Below are 17,931 nucleotides of genomic sequence, written 5' to 3' on the forward strand. Positions count from 1 at the left end.
CTCCCACCCCCCCCCCCCCCCCCCCCCCGGCCCCCCCCCCCCCCGCCCCCGCCCCCCCCCCCACCCCCCCCCCCCCGCGGGGGGGGGGGGGCCCGCCCCGGCCCCCCCCCCCCCCGGACCCGGATCCGCTCAGTGGGCGGAGTGCTTCTCCGCGCCGCGGTGCCGGTGGCCCTTCAGCTCGGCGTGCATCGACGGGGCGGCGTGCCCCGCCGAGGCCGCCCGGTCGCGGCCACCGTGCCGGAAGGCGTCGGGCACGGCGTACCCGGCGGTGGCGGAGGACATGGCGTCGGCGCGCAGCATCGGCACCAGCCGGGTGGGCGCGGTCGCCATGCCGCGGCGCTCCAGCAGTTCCTGGGTGCCCCGGCGGAGCTGGGCGGTGCTGCCCGGTGTTCGCTTGGTCATCGTCGGCCTCCCTTCGGCGGTCACCGGCCGGACGGATGTCGACCGGAGGGGCCGGGGGCCGCACGGTCGTTATGTCCGGATTTTATCGGGGTTGCGCCCGGATGCCACCGGGAGATGCCACCGGGAACGGGCCTCGGCTTCCCCGGGCCGGGCCGGCCCGGGCCTCAGCCCATGACCTCGTGGACGAAGCACCAGCGCCAGTCCTCGCCCCGCTCGTACGAGCGGATCACCGGATGCGAGGTGTTGTGGAAGTGCGCGGTGGCGTGCCGCTGCGGCGAGAAGTCGCAGCAGCCGATGTGGCCGCAGTCCAGGCAGATCCGCAGGTGCACCCAGTCCTGGCGCCCCTGGGCCAGGCAGTCGGCGCAGCCGTCGGCCGGGGGGAGGGGCTCGATGTCCTGGGGGGCCGCGGCGAGGTCTTCGCAGGCACTCATGCCCGCAGGGTAGTGACGGCCCGGCCGGCCCCGGCCTCAAGACACGCCGCGCGCCCGGTCGGCCTTCCCGGCGCCAGGGTGGTCCTGCCGCACCCAGGACCGCGGATCCCGGGAAAGCGCATCCCAGGAAGGCCGCACCCGGGACGCACACGGCCCTGGGCGAACCTCCGCCGCCCGCGCACAGTTGTCGTCGTCAGCCCCACCACCCTCCCAGGCCCAGGAGCCACCGATGAGCTACCCCGCCCTCGCCGCCCGCACCGCCGTCGTCACCGGAGCCGCCAGCGGCATGGGCGCGGCCACCGCCCGCCTGCTCGCCGCCCACGGCGCCCGGGTCGCCCTGCTCGCCCGCCGCACCGACCGGCTCGACACCCTCGCGGCCGAGCTCACCGCCGCCGGCGGCCAGGCCCTCGCCGTCACCGCCGACATCACCGACCAGGCCTCCGTCGACGCCGCCGCCAAGGCCGTCCACGACGCCTACGGCCGGGTCGACCTGGTGGTCAACAGCGCCGGCGTGATGCTGCCCAACCCCCTCGCCGACGGCCGGACCGACGAGTGGACCCGCATGGTCGACACCAACCTCACCGGCGCCCTGCGGATCATCCGCGCCTTCGCCGACGACCTCACCGCGGCCGCCGCCGACGGCCGGGCCGCCGACCTGGTCAACGTCTCCTCCATCGCCTCGCGCGTCGTCTTCCCCAACTACGCCGTGTACAGCGCCACTAAGGCCGCGCTCACCCAGCTGTCCGCCGCCCTGCGCTCCGAACTCAGCCCCCGCGACGTCCGGGTCAGCTCCATCGAGCCCGGCCTGACCGACACCGAACTCGGCGGCCACATCGACAACCCCGCCCTGCGCGAACAGCTCGGCGGCATGTTCGCGGCCATCCCCGCACTCACCGCGGACGACCTCGCCGACCTGATCGCCTACACCGTCAGCCGCCCCCGGCACGTCAACCTGAGCCACACGGTCGTCGTGCCGACCCGGCAGGCGTAGGGCCGGTCCCCGAACTCCCCCGATCCGGGCCGGCTTCCGGGCTCCGGCTCCACCATCAGGGGAGGCATGGGAGCATGCCACCCGTGGCGATCGTGACGGGGAGAACGAACGGCGACACCGGCGGTGGCGACACCGCCGGCACGCCCGCACCGGCGGACACCGGCATACCGGCGAGCGCCGGAGCCGGCCGGGGCCCGGCCCGGGCGGTGTCCGAACCCGGCCGGGTCCGGCAGCCCGTCGCCCTGATCCGGCTGCTCACCGGGCTCATCGCCATCGCCCTCACCCTGCTGCTCGCCGACTACGCCCGGGCCACCACCGGCGGCATCGCCGCCGACGTCGCCGAAGCCGCCGAACTGGTGCCCCGGCCGCTCGCCGGCCTCGCCGGCGGCCTCACCACCGCCGCCGTGCTGCTGGTGCCCGTCGTCCTCGCCGCCCGCCGCCTCCTCGGCCCCGACCGGCGACGCGCCCTCCAGCAGGTCTCCGACGGCCTGCTCGCCGCCGTCCTCGCCTACGGCGCCACCCTGCTCCTCGACCTGTGGGCCGACGGCGTCGCCCCCGCCTCCCTGCTCGCCGCCCTCACCCAGGCCCTGCCGGGCGGCGCCCTCGGCCACACCGAGCCCGTCTACGGCTACCTCGCGCCCGTCCTCGCCTTCATGACCGCCTCCGGCAACCGCGAACACCGGGCCCCCTGGGCCGTCCTCGCCCTCTCCGGCCTCGCCGGACTCGCCGGCGGGTACGCCACCCCCACCGCCCTGCTGCTCGGCCTGCTCATCGGCTGGACCGGCGCCCACGGCACCCTCTACGCCGTCGGCACCCCCGACCCGCTGCCCAGGCCCGGCGAGATCCTCCGGGCCCTGCGCGAGAGCGGCCTGCGCCCGGCCGAGGCCCACCCCGCCGGGCCCGACCGCTACCTGGTCCGGCAAGCCGACGACCGGCCCGACCTCGACGTCCAGCTCCTCGACCGGCAAGCCGTCACCGCCGCCGCCGTCCAGCGCGCCTGGCGTCGCCTGCGGCTGCGCACCGCCCCCCACCCCCGGGCCCTGCGCTCCCCCCGCGCCGGCCTCGAACACGAGGCGCTCGTCACCTACGCGGCCCTCGCCGCCGGCGTCCGCACCCGCCGCATCGCCGCCACCGCCGGCCTCGGCCAGGACACCGCCCTCATCGCCTACGAACACCTCCCCGGACGCGCCCTCGACCGGCTCCCCGACGAGGAGGTCACCGACGACCTGCTGGCCGACGCCTGGCGGCAGCTCGCCCGCCTCCAGCGCCGGGAGATCGCCCACCGGGCGCTCGTCCCGTCCTCCCTGCTGGTGGACGCGACCGGCGCGGTGCACCTGGTCGACTTCGCCGACGGCGACATCGCGGCCAGCGAACTCGTGCTGCGCTGCGACATCGCCCAGCTGCTCACCACCCTCGCCCTGCGGGCCGGCGCCGCCCGCTCCGTCCACACCGCCGTCACCGTCCTCGGCGCCGACACCGTCGAGGCCGCCCTCCCCCTCCTCCAGCCCATCGCCCTCGCCCGCACCACCCGCCACGCCCTCAAGCGCACCGCCCGCCCAACCGCCGCCCACCCGACCGCCGCCGCCCGCACGGGCGGCCCGGCAGGCCCCGGGCCCGACGAGGCCACCGGCGGCGGGGGCGGGCTGCTGGAGGAGATCCGGGCGGAGGTGCTGCGGACCAGGCCGCAGGCGGAGGTGCGGCCGGTGCGGTTGGAGCGGCTGCGGCCGCGGACCCTGCTGGCGGTGGTGGGCGGGGTGGTGGCCGGGTGGCTGCTGATCCCGCAGCTGTTCGCGGCCGAGGACAACCCGATCTCGGCGGTGGCCGACGCCGATCCGGCGTGGCTGGCGCTGGCGCTGCTGGCGGCGGCGCTGAGCCACGTGACGGCGGCGATGGGGTTCGTCGGGTTCGTGCCGGAGCGGCTGGACTTCCGCAACGCGGTGCTGGCGCAGCTGGCCGGGGCGTTCGTGAAGCTGGTGTCGCCCGGGGGCGTCGGCGGGATCGCGTTGAACACCCGGCTGTTGCAGCGGGCCGGGATCCCGACCGCGCAGGCGCTGTCCAGCGTCGGGGTGGGGCAGTTGATCGGCCTGGTGCTGCACCTGCTCCAGCTGGGCGCCTTCGTCTACCTGCTGGACCTGCAACCGGGCGGTTCGGAGCTGGACGCGCTGCCCGCCGTGGTGGGCGGGCTGGCGGGGGCGGCGGCGCTGCTGGCGGTGGTCTCGGCGGTGCCGCCGGCCCGGCGCTGGCTGGCGGCGCGGCTGCGGCCGCTGACCACCGAGGTGCTGCCGCGGCTGCTGGACCTGCTGCGCAGCCCGGCCCGCCTGGCGGTGGGGCTGACCGGGCAGCTGCTGGTGTCGATCTGCCTGATCGGCTGCCTGTACTGCTGCACCCGGGCGATCGGCCGGGAGCCGTCCTTCGCCTCGGTGGCGGTGGTGTTCCTGGTGGGCAACGCGGCGGGCAACGTGGCGCCGACCCCGGGCGGGGCCGGCGCGGTGGACGGGGCGCTGATCGCGCTGCTGCAGCAGACCGCGTCGATGGAGAAGGGCGGCGCGCTGGCGGCGGTGGCGATGTACCGCCTGCTGACGCTGATCCTGCCGGTGCTGCCGGGCTGGGCGGCGATGACCTGGCTGCAGCGCCGCCGGGCGCTGTAGCGCACCGGACGGCGCCCCGGACCGGGCCCGGCGGCGGCTACTCGCGGTACTCGTCCTCGTCGAGCTGGACGACGCGGCTCTGCTCGGCGGCGTCGGCGACATCGGTGGCCGGGTCGGCTCCGACGGCCCGGCGTTCGGCCACCTCGTCGTACTCGTCGCCCTCGGGTGCCTCGTCGTCGGATTCGACGGTCTCGACGGCCTCGTCGATCAGGTAGTCCTCGTGATTCTGCGGCATGGCGTCCGTCCTCACTGTTCGGAGGCGCTGTCCGGAGGCTCCCACGGGCGCGGGGGCGGTACTGGCAGTATCCGTCGCCGGGCGGCCGGGCGCGATCGCGCCGGGGCGGCCCCGCGGCACCCGGGCCGCCGGCCGGCACGGAACGCGCCGCAGGCCACCGGGGGTACGATCGGTGCCGTACCAAGGGCTTACCCACACCCACCCGGTGGCCCCGAGGCCCTTACGAACGACGGGGAAATCATGTCCGGCTCGCACTACTTCACCGGTGCACCCGAGGTCGCCAGCGAGCGCCGGCCGATCACGGTCTCCCTGCCGGACCTCACCCTCGAACTGACCACCGACACCGGAGTGTTCTCGCGCGGCCGGCTCGACCCGGGCACCCGGATCCTGCTGGAGCACGCCCCGCAGCCGCGGGTGCGCGGCCCGATCCTGGACGTCGGCTGCGGCTACGGCCCGATCGCGCTGACCTGGGCGAGCCGGCGCAGGCGGCTGCCGGTCTGGGCGGTGGACGTGAACGAGCGCGCGCTGGAACTGGTGCGGCTGAACGCCGAGGCACTGCGGCTGGGCAACGTCCAGGCCGCGCTGCCCGAGGACGTCCCGCAGGACGTGCGGTTCGCCACCATCTACTCCAACCCGCCGATCCGGATCGGCAAGGCCGCGCTGCGCCGGCTGCTCACGCACTGGCTCGGCCGGCTGACCCCGGACGGCTCGGCGTTCCTGGTGGTGCAGAAGCACCTGGGCTCGGACTCGCTGCAGAAGTGGCTGAACGAGCAGGGCTACCCGACCACCCGGGTCGCGTCGGTCAACGGGTTCCGGATTCTGGAAGCACGACCCCGCCCGGAACCGGGCGAGGGTACGGAGAGTGGACGGGGAACGTCGTCGTGAAGCAGTTGCGCGGGACCGAACTGAAGCGACTGCACCGCTCGTGGCGGCGCAGCAACGAGTTCCGGCTCGCGATGATCCTGGAGAACCTGCAGTCGCCGTTCAACGTCGGCTCGGTGGTCCGGACCGGGGCCGCGATGGGCGCCGAGAAGCTGTACCTGGCCGGGGAGACCCCGTCGGTGCGCTCCTCGGGCGCGCAGAAGGCCGCGATGGGCACCGACAAGTACCTGAAGGTGGAGCACTTCCCGACGATCGCGGAGGCGGTCGCGGCGGCGAAGGCGGACGGCTTCAAGGTGGTCGGCCTGGAGCTGGCGGACGAGGCGGTGCCGATGTTCGCCGCCGAACTGACCCCGGCGGTGGCCTTCGTGCTGGGGCACGAGGACCGCGGGATCACCCCCGACGCGCTGGCGCTCTGCGACCAGGTGGTGTTCGTGCCGCAGCTGGGCCGGGTCGGCTCGCTGAACGTGTCGGCGGCCGCGACGGTGGCCTGCTACGAGGCGCGCCGCCAGGGGTACGCGATCAGCGGCACCCCGGACGGCACCGACCTCGGCGACCTCGGTGACCTCGGCGGGGCCGACGACGAGTAGGACCTGATCGGATTCCGGAGGGGTGTGCCGAAAGGCCCACCCCTCCGGTCGTTTCCGTCCGGCGGTACGGGACGGTCGACCACGCCTCCGGGCCGGACCTCCCCGGCGTCTGCGGGGAGCGCACCCCGCCACCGCGCGGCGGCGGTCAGCGCAGCGTCAGCTAAGCGTCAGCGCTCCAGGCGACTGTAGTTGGCATGACGTCGATCACGGCAGTCTCCAGCTGTCTTCCCGACACCATCCCGATCGCGCGCTTCCAACAGGAACTCCAGCTGACGGATGTGCAGCTCCGGCGCTACCAGCGCTTCTACGGGCTCTCCGAGGTGTGCCGCGACCCCGCGGCCACCGAGACCGAGCTGCTGCTGCGCGCCGCGACCAAGCTGGTGGAACTGCGCGGGCAGGAACAGCGCGTCAAATACGTCCTCCAGGCCCGCACGATGCCGTCGCCGCTGCCGTACCCGATGACCTCGCTCCGACCGCTCCAGGTCGAGCTCGGCCTGGAGCACGCCGCCGGCTTCGTCGTCTCGCACCACGCCTGCGCCTCCGGGCTGCTCGCGCTGGACCTGGCGGGCACCCTACTGGCCGCCGACCCGGACCCGAACGCGCTCGCCCTGGTCCTGGCCGGGGAGAAGGCGTGCACCACCCAGACGCAGTCCATCCCGGACGTCACCGTCATGGGCGAGGGCACCGTCGCCTTCCTGGTGAGCGCGGACCGCACCGGCTCCGACCGGATGCTCGGCTACGCGACGCGCACCCACACCCAGTTCGGCGACGAGTTCATCATGGGCGACGCCGCCGCCAAGGAGTTCCAGGACCTGTACGGGCCCGGCCTGTGCGAAGTGATCGGCGCCGCCCTGGAGGAGGCCGGCTGCGGCCTCGACGAGCTGGCGCTCGTGCTGCCGCACAACGTCAACCGGCTGTCGTGGATCGGCGTCTGCAAGACGCTCGGGCTGCCGCTCGACAAGGTCTTCCTCGACCTGGTCGGCGAGACCGGGCACTGCTTCTGCGCCGACCCCTTCATCAACCTGCAGAAGGCCACCGAGCTGGGGCGGCTGCGCCCCGGCGACCGCTACCTGATGACCAGCGTGGGGCTCGGGGCGACCTTCGCCGCGATGGTCCTGGAGCACTGACGGCCGTCCACGGGACCGGCCGTCCCCCGCAGTACCGGCGCACCCGCACCACCGCAGCACCTGCGCACCCGCCGCACCGCGCCCGAGCGCACACGAGAAATGACGAGGTCGACATGCATCTACCGTCCTCCGGCTTCAGCGCGCGCCTCAAGCGCGCCGTGACCGGGTCCGCGGACACCCCGCTGGTGTTCCTGGGCAACTTCGAGGTGGAGAACCACTGGGCGCTCGGCGAGCCCGCGCTGCCCCGGGTCGCCTCGCACGCGGGCAGTGCGGTGGTGAACCGCATGGACGAGTTCGCGCTGCTGCTCGGCGGCAAGGACGACCACGTCGTGCTGAAGACCGCCCTGGACGAGGGCTACCGCGGCTACCTGGAGGGCCTCGGCCTGGAGCTGCCCACCGTGCACGTGGTGGCCGGCCAGGACCCGCAGCGCACCGTCAGCGAGGACGCCCTCGCCGACCCCGAGCTGCTGCGTGCGCTGTCCGCCGTCGCCGCCGAGGGCGCCCGGCTGACCGCGCACGGCATCTCCACCGTCGAGGAGGAGCTGGCCGAGCGCACCGGGCTGCAGCTGGGCGCGCCGACCGCCGCGGTCTGCAAGCGGGTCAACAGCAAGGTGTACAGCCGCCGGCTCTCCGACGAGCTGGGCATCCGCCAGGCCCGCGGCTGGGCCTGCGAGACGCTGGAGGAGCTGGCCGAGGCGGTGGCCGCGGCCGGTGAACTGCTGGCGGCGGGCCGCAAGGTGGTGCTGAAGGACGCGTTCGGCGTGTCCGGCAAGGGCATCGTCGTGCTGGACTCCGAGGCCCGGCTGGGCCGGCTGCACCGGATGGCGGTCCAGCAGGCCGAGCGCGCCGCCAAGGCCGCGGGCGGGGCCCCGCGCACCGCGCTGGTGATCGAGGAGTGGGTCGCCAAGCGCTGCGACCTCAACTACCAGTTCACGGTGGGCCGGGACGGCTCCACGCACTTCGACTTCGTCAAGGAGCTGCTGACCGAGGGCGGCGTCCACAAGGGCCACCGGATCCCGGCCCGGCTGACCGACGGGCAGGTCGCCGAGATCGAGGCGACGGCGCTGCGGCTCGGCGAGCGGCTCGCCGCCGACGGCTACTACGGCGTGGTCGGCGTCGACGCGATGGTCGACCCGGACGAGGGCCTGTACCCGGTCATCGAGATCAACGCCCGTAACAACATGTCCACGTACCAGAACGTGGTGCACGAGGGCGGCCTGGCCGGGGCCGACGACGTCGCCGTCGCCCGGCACTTCCCGCTGCGGCTGACCCGCCCGCTGCCCTTCGCCGAACTGGCCGAGGTGCTGGACGGGCTGCTGCTGACCGAGCGGGGCCCGCGCCCGCGCGGCCTGTTCGTGAACAACTACGCCACGGTGAACGCCGCCGCGGGCACCGCCGCCGACACCGAAGCGGACGGCTTCGAGGGCCGGCTGTACGGCGTGCTCGTCGGTGCCTCCGACGAGGAGATCGAGGCGCTCGACACCGACATCACCCGCCGCCTCGCGGCCTACCCGGAACGGAGCTGACCGTGAGCGTCGCATTCGAGGTGCAGGGCCTCGGGATCACCGAGCTCGCCGAGGAGTTCGGCACCCCGCTCTACCTGTACGACGGCGAGGAGATCACCACCCGCTTCCAGGGGCTGCGCGAGGCGCTGCACCCGGCGCTGGAGGTCTTCTACTCGCTCAAGGCGAACCCCAACATCTCCGTCTGCGCGCTGCTGCACAGCCTGGGTTCGCGCGCCGAGGTGTCCTCGCTGACGGAGCTGGTCACCGCCCGCCGGGCCGGGGTCGAGCCGCGCGACATCATCTTCCTCGGCCCGGGCAAGAGCCGCGGCGAGGTGGCGGCCTGCCTGGACGAGGACATCCACGCGATCGTCTGCGAGTCGATCGGCGAGCTGGACCTGATCGACGAGGTGGCCCGCGAGCGCGGGATCACCGCCCGGGTCGCGCTGCGGGTCAACCCGCGCTTCTCGGTGAAGGGTTCGGGCCTGACCATGGGCGGCAAGCCGCGCCAGTTCGGCACCGACGAGGAGCTGCTGCTGGCCGAGGGCAAGGACCTCGCCGGCCGCTACCCCAACATCCGGCTGATGGGCGTCCAGGTGTACCTGGGCACCCGCATCCTGATCGAGGAGTCCGTCGTCGAGAACACCCGGCGGATCCTGGAGCTGGCCGAGCGCCTCTCCACCGAGCTGGGCTTCCCGCTGGAGACGGTCGACGTCGGCGGCGGCCTCGGCATCGCCTACTTCGACAACGAGAAGGACCTCGACGTCGCCGAGCTGACCGCCGGGCTCAACCCGCTGATCGCGGACTTCCGCGCCCGGCACCCGGAGACCCGGATGATCATGGAGCTGGGCCGCTTCCTGGTCGCCGCGTCCGGCACCTACGTGACCCGGGTGCGCTACACCAAGACCTCGATGGGCGAGAACTTCGCGGTCACCGACGGCGGCACCAACCACCACATGGCGGCCGTCGGCATCGGCTCGTACGTGAAGCGCAACTTCCCGATGGCCGCGCTGGAGCGGCTGGACGAGCCGGCCACCGAGCCCTGGCACATCACCGGCCCGCTCTGCACGCCCAACGACGTCATCGGCAAGAAGGTGCCGATGCCGGCGCTGCGGGCCGGCGAGCTGATCGGGGTGCAGCGCTCCGGCGCGTACGGGCCGACGGCCTCGCCGGTGCACTTCCTCAGCCACGGCTACCCGGCGGAGGTGCTCGTCCTGGACGGGCGGGCGCACCTGATCCGGGAGCGCGACGACGTCGAGGCCATGCTCGGCCGCCAGCGGCTGTACGCGGCCCCCGGCGACGACCAGAACTGACCACCGACCGGCCGACCCACGGCCGGGACCAGCCCGAGGAGAACACCATGAGCGACACTGCCAACACCGTGGCCGACGTGAAGTACGTCGACGCCGTCCGCAAGGGCCTGTCGGAGGTCCTCAACAAGGACGTCTCCGGCGCCGACCCGGGCGTCCGCCTCTTCGACGAGCTGGGCCTGGACTCCAGCAGCGCGCTCGAACTGCTCATCACCATCGAGGAGATCCTCGACGTGCAGTTCGACGCCGACGAGCTGGACATGACCCACTTCGAGACCGTGGGCTCGCTGGCCGGCTTCGTCGCCGCGGAAGCGAGCGCCTAAGCATGTTCCGCGCGACTGCGCCCGTACGGCGTCCGGCCCCGGCCGGCGCGGACGGCACGCCCGGCCCGGCCCCGGCGGCGGTCCTGCCGCGGCTGATCCGGGCCGGCGCCCACACCCCGCCGGGGCCTGGCGCGCCGTACCGGCCGGAGGCCGCGCGGGAGGACTTCTACCGCGAGCTCGGGGCGCTCTACGGCGCGGACTTCGACCGCGAGCAGTTCGCCGCCTCGGGGCGGCGCACCTCGGTGGAGCTGGCCCACGGCGCGCTCGACGCGCTGGGCCCGCTGACCGCCGAGGAGTGCCCCGAGGTGGTGGTGGTCGCCTACTCCGCGCCGGACTTCGACCACGCCGAGCTGGTCGCCTCCTGCGTGAAGGGGCGGCTGCCGGGCGAGCCGCTCTCCTTCGCCCTGTCCGACCAGGGCGTCCTGGCGCCGTTCAGCGCGCTGCGGGTCGCCGTGGAGTACGCCCGGCGGTGCGGCTGGTCGCGGCTGCTGCTGCTGGTCGTGGACCAGGGCACCCAGCCGTTCCCGCTGCCCGCGACGGGGCAGAGCGCCGTCCACACGGACGCCGCGGTCGCGCTGCTGATCCACTGGGACGGCGGCGACGCGCCGCTGGGCGGCGCGGCCCAGGGCCTCCCGGAGCCGGGGCTGTTCGCCGGCTGGGACGCCTCGGCCGCGCTGGTCACCGGCTCCGGCCTGTCCGACGGCTGTGCTGAACTTCCGGCACACGGCGGTCCGTGGACCAAGGTGGCGGCCGGACAGCCCGCCACCGGCGGCTGGGCCGCCCTGCTCGCCGCCGCCGACCGGGACCGCCCGGTGGTGGTGGCCGACTACGACCGGGAGCGCGGCTTCCTGGCCTACTGCACACTCGACACGGGGGAGTTGGGGGTCCGATGACGGTTCCGGCCGAGGTGCGCGAGCACTGGCAGGAGGCCCGGACGAGCGCGCGCAACGACGGCCTCGTCCCCGCACTGACCCTGCTCTCCCGCGCGCTGTCCCCCGGGGTGGCACCGCGCGGCCCGCGCGGGCACGCCGTGGTCCCGCGTGAACTCCTCGGCGAGTACGCCGAGTTCGGCGACGACGAGGACGGGGACGAGGACGGGAATGGGGGCCTGGACCCGGTGCCCGGTCTGGCCGTCCTGAGCCCCGCCGACGCCACCCGGGCGCCCGCCGGCCCCGACGCCCACGACTGGGGCACCGGCCTCGCCTGGCTGCGGCTCGGCGCGTCCGAGCGGCTGCGGGAGGCCTGCCTGGCCTACCTCGCGGGCCGCCAGGTCGAGGGTTCCTCGCTGCTGCTGCAACAGCTGGTCAAGGGCGCGCTCGCCGACGTGCTGATCGACCACCTGGAGATCGAGGGCGTCCTCGACGACCTCACCGAGGGGCCGGACGACTCCCCGCCGGCCCCCGCCCGGCCGCTGGACGGCCCGGCCCTCGCCCGCCTCCAGGCCCAGATCACCCAGGCCGACCGCGCACTGCTGCGGCTGCTCGGGGCGTACGGTTTCACCGCCGAGGGGCCGGGCCGGGCGGCGTACGCCTCCGAGCTCCTCGCCGACGTGTACTGCGGCTGGCCGGGGCCGGCCGGGGACACGGCACAGAACGTCGACTCCCGGAAGGGGAACGTGTGATCAGCCTGCCCGGCCCGCTGGAAACCACGCACCGGCACGTGCGGCGGTGGGCCGAAGACCTGCGGGCGGGCGCGCTCGACCTCGACCGGGACCCGGAGGCCGTCCACCGCTTCCTGGACCTGCCCGCCGTGCGCTTCCTGGCCGGCCACCAGGTGCCGCCGGAGTGGGACCGGGCGTCCGCCGAGGCCGGTGCCGGCCCCGCGCACGGCCTGGCCACCCTGGAACGGGTCCTGGTGAGCGAGGAACTGGCGCGCGGCGACGCCGGGATGATGCTGGGCGCGCCCGGCGCCTCGATGTGCGGGGTGCTGCTGAGCGTGCTCGGCAGCCAGGCCCAGAAGGACTGGGTGTACGGCCGGCTCGCCGAACGCCCCCGCTGGACCTGCTTCGGCCTCACCGAGCCCGACCGCGGCTCGGCCATCGGCGAGATGACCACCACGCTGACCCCGGTGGGCGACGGCTCGTACGTCCTGGACGGCGAGAAGCGCTACGTCGGCAACGCCGCCCGGGCCGACCTGGGCGCCGTGTTCGCGCGGGTCGCGGGCACCGAGCGGCTCGGCGTGCTGGCCGTCCTGGTGGACACCTCCGACCCCGGCTTCCGGGCGGAGCCGCTGCCCACCCTCGGCCTGCGCGGCGTCCAGCTGACCCGGATCACCCTCGACGGGGTGCACGTGCCCGCCGAACGGGTGCTCGGCGCCCACCTGCCGCCGACCCGGCGGGGCATGTGGAGCATCGTCTCGGTCTTCAACCAGCTCCGCCCGAGTGTGGCCGCGATCGCCCTCGGCATCGCCCGGGCCGCCCACGACTACGTCGCCGAGAACCGCCGGGAACTGCGCGGCGCGGAGCGCGAGCTGTTCGAGTCGCTCGGCCAGCGGATCGACGCGGCCCGCCGGTTGACCTACCGGGCGGCCCTCGCAGTGGACCGCAAGCCGGCCGCCGGGCACCTCTCCTCGGCGGCGAAGGCCCGCGCCTGCGAACTCGCCGAGGACGTCACGATGCGCGCGCTGGGTTTCTTCGGGCCCGGCGCCCGGCTGGACCACCCGCTCCTCGACAAACTCGCCCGGGACGCCCGGGGCGTGGAGTTCATGGAGGGGACACGGAACATCCAGAAGCTGAATCTGTTCCAGGGGCTGCACACCGGAAAGGTGGGCCGGTTCTGAACGGGACAGAACAACCGGTCGGTCGGGATACGGTCGAGATCTGGCAGATTCCGCTGACCGGTGGCGAGCACCCGGACCGCCCGGACGGCGAAGCCGCCCAGGACGCCCCGGACGGGTACCCGCCGCACCTGGAGGAACTGCTCGACGAGCAGGAGCGGGCGCGCGCCCGGAGCGGACAGCTGCCCGGACTGCGGCGCCGCTTCGTGCTCGCGCACGCCGCCACCCGGATCGTCCTCGGCGAGCGCCTCGGCCGCCCCCCGGCCGGGCTGCACTTCAGCCGCGGCCCGTGGGGGAAGCCGGCCGTCGAGGACGCGCCGGGCCTGCACTTCAACCTGTCCCACTCGGGCGAGATCGCCCTGCTCGCCCTGGCATCACGGCCGGTCGGCGTGGATGTCGAGCTGGCCCGCGCCGAGCTGGACACCACCCGGCTGGCCGGTCGCTTCTTCCCCCCGGACGAACGGGAGCTGGTCGCCCGGGGCGGGCCCGACGCCTTCACCCGGCTGTGGACCAGGAAGGAGGCGTGCGTGAAGGCCTCGGGCGCCAGACTCACCCAGGGCATGGGGATCCCGGTCGCCCACGAAGGACCGGAAGCCACCGTGTACGCACGCTCCGGTCCGTTGCCCGGTCCGTGGAGAGTCACCGACCTGCCGCTGCCCGAGGAATACGCGGGGTCCGTCGCACTGATCGGCGACGGGCCCTTTAACGTGTCCCGGCGGATGTGGTATCAAATTCCGCCCGGGGAATCCGGCGGCAGCCCTCTCGGGTCGGCTGTCAAGTAGAAGAAACTCCCCCTCCAATCGTCGAAGTTGTACCCGTGATCATGCGTCGAAGCGTCACTAGATTCAGTGATGCAGGCGAACGCCGCACCGCACCGGCCGGACTCATAAGTCAGGCCCGTGTCTTGATCCGGGCATTTCTTTTGAGGAGGGGAACGTGATCGTGGAAGGCAGGAACGTGATCACCAGGGCCGCTCGGTGGAGCGCCGTCCACCCCTGGTGGGCGATCGCGCTCTGGGTGGCGTTCGTCGTGGCGGCCCTCGTGGTCGGCGGCGTCACGGGCACCCGGCAGGCCACCACCTCCGACCTCGCCATCGGCCAGTCCGGCCGGGCGGCCGCGATCGCCCGCAGCGGCGGCCTCCAGGAGCGCGCGGTGGAGAACGTCCTCATCACCCCGTGGGGCGGCGGCCGGCTCGACCCCGTCCAGGCGCAGTCCGCGGCCTCGGACGCCACCCGCGACCTGAAGGCCCTCCCCGGCATCAGCTCGATCGACGCCCCGGTGCCCGCGCCGGACGGCTCGGCCCTGCTCGTCCCGGTGACCCTCGACGGCGATCCGGAGACCTCCGCCGACCGGGTGCAGCCGCTCATCGACACCGTGGCGAGGACCCACGCGTCGCACACCGAGCTGCGGATGGAACTCGTCGGCGCCGGCTCGATCAAGGCCGGGCTCAACGAGATGCTGAGCAAGGACCTCGGCAAGGCGACCGTGCTGAGCCTGCCGGTGACGCTGCTCGTGATGGTCTTCGTGTTCGGCGCGATCGTCGCCGCGAGCGTCCCGGTCGTCCTCGGCCTGTCCTCGGTGCTCGCCGGGCTCGGCCTGTGGGGGGTGGCCTCCCAACTGGTGCCCGATCCGGGGCCGGTGACGCACGTCATCGTGCTGATGGGCATGGCCATCGGGGTCGACTACTCGCTGTTCTACCTCAAACGCCAGCGCGAGGAGCGGGCGTTGGGCGCCAACAACATCGACGCCATCGAGATCGCGGCCGCCACCTCCGGGCACTCGGTGCTGGTGTCCGGCGTGGTCGTCATGATCTCGATGGGGGCGCTCTACCTCGCCGGGCACATCGCCTTCGAGTCGATGGCCACCGGCGCGGTGCTGGTGGTCGCCATCGCGATCACCTCCTCGCTGACCGTGCTGCCGGCCATGCTGTCCCGGTTCGGCCGCTACCTGGACGCGCCGCGGGTCCCGCTGGTGTGGCGGCTCACCCAGAAGGGCGGGGTCAAGCCGCGGCTGTGGTCGACCATGCTCAAGCCCGCCCTGCGCCACCCGGTGATCGCGCTGGTGGTCTCGGTCGGCGCGCTGCTCGTCCTCGCGCTGCCCGCCCTCGGCCTGAAGCTCAAGGCCACCGGGATCGACGACCTGCCCCGGTCGATCCCGGCGATGCAGGCCAACGAGCGGCTGACCCACTCCTTCCCGAGCCAGGCCGACACCCACACCGTCGCGGTGAAGGTCCCGGCCGACCGGACGGCGCAGTTGGGCACCGCGGTGGAGTCGCTGGTCGAACGCGCCTCGCAGGACGACCTCTTCGTGCACAACCCGGCGCCGGTCGTCCGCACCTCCCCCGACGGCACGGTCGCCACCATCGCGATCGGCACCCACTTCGACAGCGGCTCCCCGCAGGCCCGCGCCTCGCTGGCCCGGCTGCGCCAGGATCTCGCCCCGCAGACCCTCGGCACGGTCGCGGGCGCCGAGTTCGCGGTCGGCGGCAGCGACGTCGCGTTCGACGTCGACTACCGGGCGAACGTCATGCACAAGATGCCCTGGGTGCTCGGAGTGGCCCTGGTGCTGACCTTCCTGGTGATGACCGCCGCGTTCCGCTCGGTGGTGCTCGCGCTGATCACCGTGGTGCTCAACGTGCTGTCCGCAGCGGCCTCCTTCGGCCTGCTCGCGCTGATCTTCCAGCACACCTGGGCGGAGGACCTGCTGCACTTCGAGTCCACCGGCCGGGTGGTGGCCTGGCTGCCGCTGATGCTCTTCGTGATCCTGCTCGGCCTGTCGATGGACTACCACGTCTTCGTGGTCAGCCGGATCCGGGAGGCGGCGCGCGGCGGGCTCTCCGTCAAGGAGGCGGTCGAGCAGGGCATCACCCGCACGGCCGGCGTGGTGACCAGCGCCGCGGTGGTGATGGTCTGCGTGTTCGCCCTGCTGGCCTCGCTGAACTTCATCGAGATGAAGCAGATGGGGGTGGGCATGGCCTGCGCGGTGCTGCTCGACGCGACGGTGATCCGGATCGTCGTCCTGCCGGCCGTGGTCACCCTGCTCGGCTGGAAGACCTTCTGGCCCTCGCGGCTCGCGCGCCAGACCACGACCCGGACCCCGCGGATGCCGGCCATCGTGGCCGCCGCGGCGGCGGCCTCGGCGGCACGCACGACCCTCCCGTAACACGGGACCCGTCCAACTCGACGGCCGGGGAAGGGCTTAGCCCCTCCCCGGTCCTTTTCGTGTGCGTTTCGTGCAGGCACCTGGCCACAACCAGTCGTGACAAGGGGTTTGACGCCGACTGTCCCGTGGTGGTTTGTTACGGGAGTTGTAGAATCGCATGCGCGTTCGTCGGCACGTGAACGACCTTCCCGGTGACGGGGGGGCGCAACTGCCGGTGGACGCGCCACGGGGAAGCAGGGGGCGGTCAGGGGGGTGGCCATGCACAGTGACGGCAGCCTCGCCTCGGCGCGCTGGCGCAACGAACTCACCCGGGTCGGGACGTTGTCCGGACGGGAACGGCAGGTCTTCGACCTGATCGGTGCCGGACACTCCAACCGCGGCATCGCCGCCCGACTGCACGTCACAGAGCGCACGGTGAAGGCGCATGTCGCCAACATCCTGGCGAAACTGGGAGTGGAGTCGCGGCTTCAGGTGGGGTTGGTGGCGCAGGTTCATCAACTCATGTACGAAGGTACATGGCCGGACGACCCAGGCGTGTCCGATACTTGACCAGCGCGAATGATACCCAGGCTTTTCCCCTTTGTCAGGCCACCCCAAACACGTCGACCACTGTTGACGGTGGCCGGGCCGAGGTCACAGGAGAAAAGCTTGTGGCTGGAGTTCACCGCTAGGGACGGGGAATTTGGTGTACATCTCCATATTAGGCCCACTATTGATCGGCGACGGTCAGCGCACCGTAGGTCTACGGGCGAAGAAGAATCGCGTGATGCTCACCATGCTGGCGCTCAACGCCGGCCAGGTGGTCGCGTTCGACGAACTGATCGACGAGCTGTGGGGGGAAGCGCCGCTCAAGAACGCGCGCAACGCCTTGCAGGCCAATGTCAAACGCATGCGCAAATCGTTGGCGGAACTTGGTCTGGAGGGGCCGGACCAGGAACTCATCCGCACGGTTGACAACGGTTACATGCTCAACGTCTCGGAGGACGCGGTCGACGCGTACCGGTTCCTGCGGACGGCGGAGAAAGGCGCGGGGCTGGTCAGCGACCGGCCGTACGAAGCGATGGACACGCTCCGCAAGTCGCTCGGGATGTGGCGCGGACCGGCCCTGCTCGACACGAGCGACGGGCCCTGGTGCCGTGCCGTAGCGCTGCGTCTGGACGAGCAGCGCAAGACCGCGCGGGAGGACCTGATCTCGGCCCAGCTGCAAGCGGGCGAGGCGGGGACGGTGGTGGCCGAGCTGAAGCAGTTGCTCGCCCAGTACCCGGAACGCGAGCGGTTCAGCGAGCAGTTGATGATCGCCCTCTACCGGTGCGGCCGGCAGTCGGAGGCCGTCGACATCTTCCACCGCACCCGGAAGTGGCTCGACGACGAGTTGGGGCTCAAGCCGAGTCGTCGTCTCCACCACCTCTACCAGGCGATCCTGATGCAGGATCCCTCGCTGTAAGTCCCGTCGGGGCGAGGGCAGTTCGCCCCGACACGCCGGCGGCTCCCCCGCGTGTCTCTTATACACATCTCCTATCCCACGAGACTCACTCACATCTCGTATGGCCGGATAT

General features: G+C 73.3%; 18 protein-coding genes. 15 read left to right on the top strand and 3 right to left on the bottom strand.

The window, feature by feature from the left end; genetic code table 11:
• Positions 1-129: 129 nt before the first annotated feature.
• Positions 130-402: a hypothetical protein gene (locus ACFV6D_RS34285; RefSeq protein WP_063348746.1), complete on the bottom strand. Its 273-nt coding sequence runs from the start codon at positions 400-402 to the stop codon at positions 130-132.
• Between the two features lie 164 nt (positions 403-566).
• Positions 567-833, bottom strand: a complete 267-nt coding sequence (locus ACFV6D_RS34290; RefSeq protein ID WP_380427777.1) for a UBP-type zinc finger domain-containing protein — start codon at positions 831-833, stop codon at positions 567-569.
• A gap of 229 nt (positions 834-1,062) precedes the next feature.
• On the opposite strand from ACFV6D_RS34290, the gene ACFV6D_RS34295 reads away from it, so the two are divergent.
• A complete protein-coding gene (locus ACFV6D_RS34295) occupies positions 1,063-1,824 on the top strand; it encodes an SDR family oxidoreductase (RefSeq protein WP_063348744.1) in 762 nt (253 codons plus the stop codon).
• Between the two features lie 83 nt (positions 1,825-1,907).
• Positions 1,908-4,472 carry a lysylphosphatidylglycerol synthase domain-containing protein gene (locus ACFV6D_RS34300; RefSeq protein ID WP_380562681.1) on the top strand — a complete coding sequence of 855 codons (2,565 nt, stop codon included), beginning with the start codon at positions 1,908-1,910 and terminating at the stop codon, positions 4,470-4,472.
• Positions 4,473-4,509: 37 nt separating this feature from the next.
• On the opposite strand, the gene ACFV6D_RS34305 is transcribed toward ACFV6D_RS34300, so the two are convergent.
• Entirely contained in the window at positions 4,510-4,707 is a 198-nt protein-coding gene (locus ACFV6D_RS34305) for a hypothetical protein (protein WP_063348742.1), read from the bottom strand.
• A 240-nt stretch (positions 4,708-4,947) separates the two neighbouring features.
• Between ACFV6D_RS34305 and ACFV6D_RS34310 the strand changes: the two genes are divergently transcribed.
• From ACFV6D_RS34310 to ACFV6D_RS34370, 13 genes are all read left to right on the top strand, one after another.
• Complete coding sequence (locus ACFV6D_RS34310; protein ID WP_063348741.1) at positions 4,948-5,592, top strand: class I SAM-dependent methyltransferase; 645 nt, start codon at positions 4,948-4,950, stop codon at positions 5,590-5,592.
• Positions 5,589-6,176 (top strand): TrmH family RNA methyltransferase, encoded by a 588-nt coding sequence (locus ACFV6D_RS34315; RefSeq protein ID WP_363370405.1) that lies wholly within the window; start codon positions 5,589-5,591, stop codon positions 6,174-6,176. The genes ACFV6D_RS34310 and ACFV6D_RS34315 overlap by 4 nt, the downstream gene beginning before the upstream one ends.
• A 194-nt stretch (positions 6,177-6,370) precedes the next feature.
• Entirely contained in the window at positions 6,371-7,303 is a 933-nt protein-coding gene (locus tag ACFV6D_RS34320; RefSeq protein WP_063348739.1) for a 3-oxoacyl-[acyl-carrier-protein] synthase III C-terminal domain-containing protein, read from the top strand.
• Between the two features lie 113 nt (positions 7,304-7,416).
• Positions 7,417-8,829 carry an ATP-grasp domain-containing protein gene (locus tag ACFV6D_RS34325; protein ID WP_063348738.1) on the top strand — a complete coding sequence of 471 codons (1,413 nt, stop codon included), beginning with the start codon at positions 7,417-7,419 and terminating at the stop codon, positions 8,827-8,829.
• Positions 8,830-8,831: 2 nt separating this feature from the next.
• Positions 8,832-10,118, top strand: a complete 1,287-nt coding sequence (locus ACFV6D_RS34330; protein WP_063348737.1) for a type III PLP-dependent enzyme — start codon at positions 8,832-8,834, stop codon at positions 10,116-10,118.
• Positions 10,119-10,165: 47 nt separating this feature from the next.
• A complete protein-coding gene (locus ACFV6D_RS34335; protein WP_063348736.1) occupies positions 10,166-10,438 on the top strand; it encodes an acyl carrier protein in 273 nt (90 codons plus the stop codon).
• A gap of 2 nt (positions 10,439-10,440) precedes the next feature.
• Positions 10,441-11,331 (top strand): hypothetical protein, encoded by an 891-nt coding sequence (locus tag ACFV6D_RS34340; protein ID WP_380335737.1) that lies wholly within the window; start codon positions 10,441-10,443, stop codon positions 11,329-11,331.
• Positions 11,328-12,059: a hypothetical protein gene (locus ACFV6D_RS34345; protein WP_380335734.1), complete on the top strand. Its 732-nt coding sequence runs from the start codon at positions 11,328-11,330 to the stop codon at positions 12,057-12,059. The genes ACFV6D_RS34340 and ACFV6D_RS34345 overlap by 4 nt, the downstream gene beginning before the upstream one ends.
• On the top strand, positions 12,056-13,216 hold the full coding sequence (locus ACFV6D_RS34350) for an acyl-CoA dehydrogenase family protein (protein WP_380335732.1): 1,161 nt from the start codon (positions 12,056-12,058) through the stop codon (positions 13,214-13,216). Before ACFV6D_RS34345 ends, ACFV6D_RS34350 begins: the two co-directional genes overlap by 4 nt.
• Positions 13,217-13,419: 203 nt before the next feature.
• Complete coding sequence (locus tag ACFV6D_RS34355) at positions 13,420-13,995, top strand: 4'-phosphopantetheinyl transferase family protein (RefSeq protein WP_380562683.1); 576 nt, start codon at positions 13,420-13,422, stop codon at positions 13,993-13,995.
• A 154-nt stretch (positions 13,996-14,149) separates the two neighbouring features.
• A complete protein-coding gene (locus ACFV6D_RS34360) occupies positions 14,150-16,375 on the top strand; it encodes an MMPL family transporter (RefSeq protein WP_380562685.1) in 2,226 nt (741 codons plus the stop codon).
• A 258-nt stretch (positions 16,376-16,633) separates the two neighbouring features.
• Complete coding sequence (locus ACFV6D_RS34365; RefSeq protein WP_107453059.1) at positions 16,634-16,924, top strand: helix-turn-helix transcriptional regulator; 291 nt, start codon at positions 16,634-16,636, stop codon at positions 16,922-16,924.
• A 214-nt stretch (positions 16,925-17,138) separates the two neighbouring features.
• Positions 17,139-17,819 (top strand): BTAD domain-containing putative transcriptional regulator, encoded by a 681-nt coding sequence (locus tag ACFV6D_RS34370; RefSeq protein WP_380427795.1) that lies wholly within the window; start codon positions 17,139-17,141, stop codon positions 17,817-17,819.
• The last annotated feature ends 112 nt before the right edge of the window (positions 17,820-17,931 follow it).

This window comes from Kitasatospora sp. NPDC059812 (assembly GCF_042732075.1).
GTDB lineage: Bacteria > Actinomycetota > Actinomycetes > Streptomycetales > Streptomycetaceae > Kitasatospora.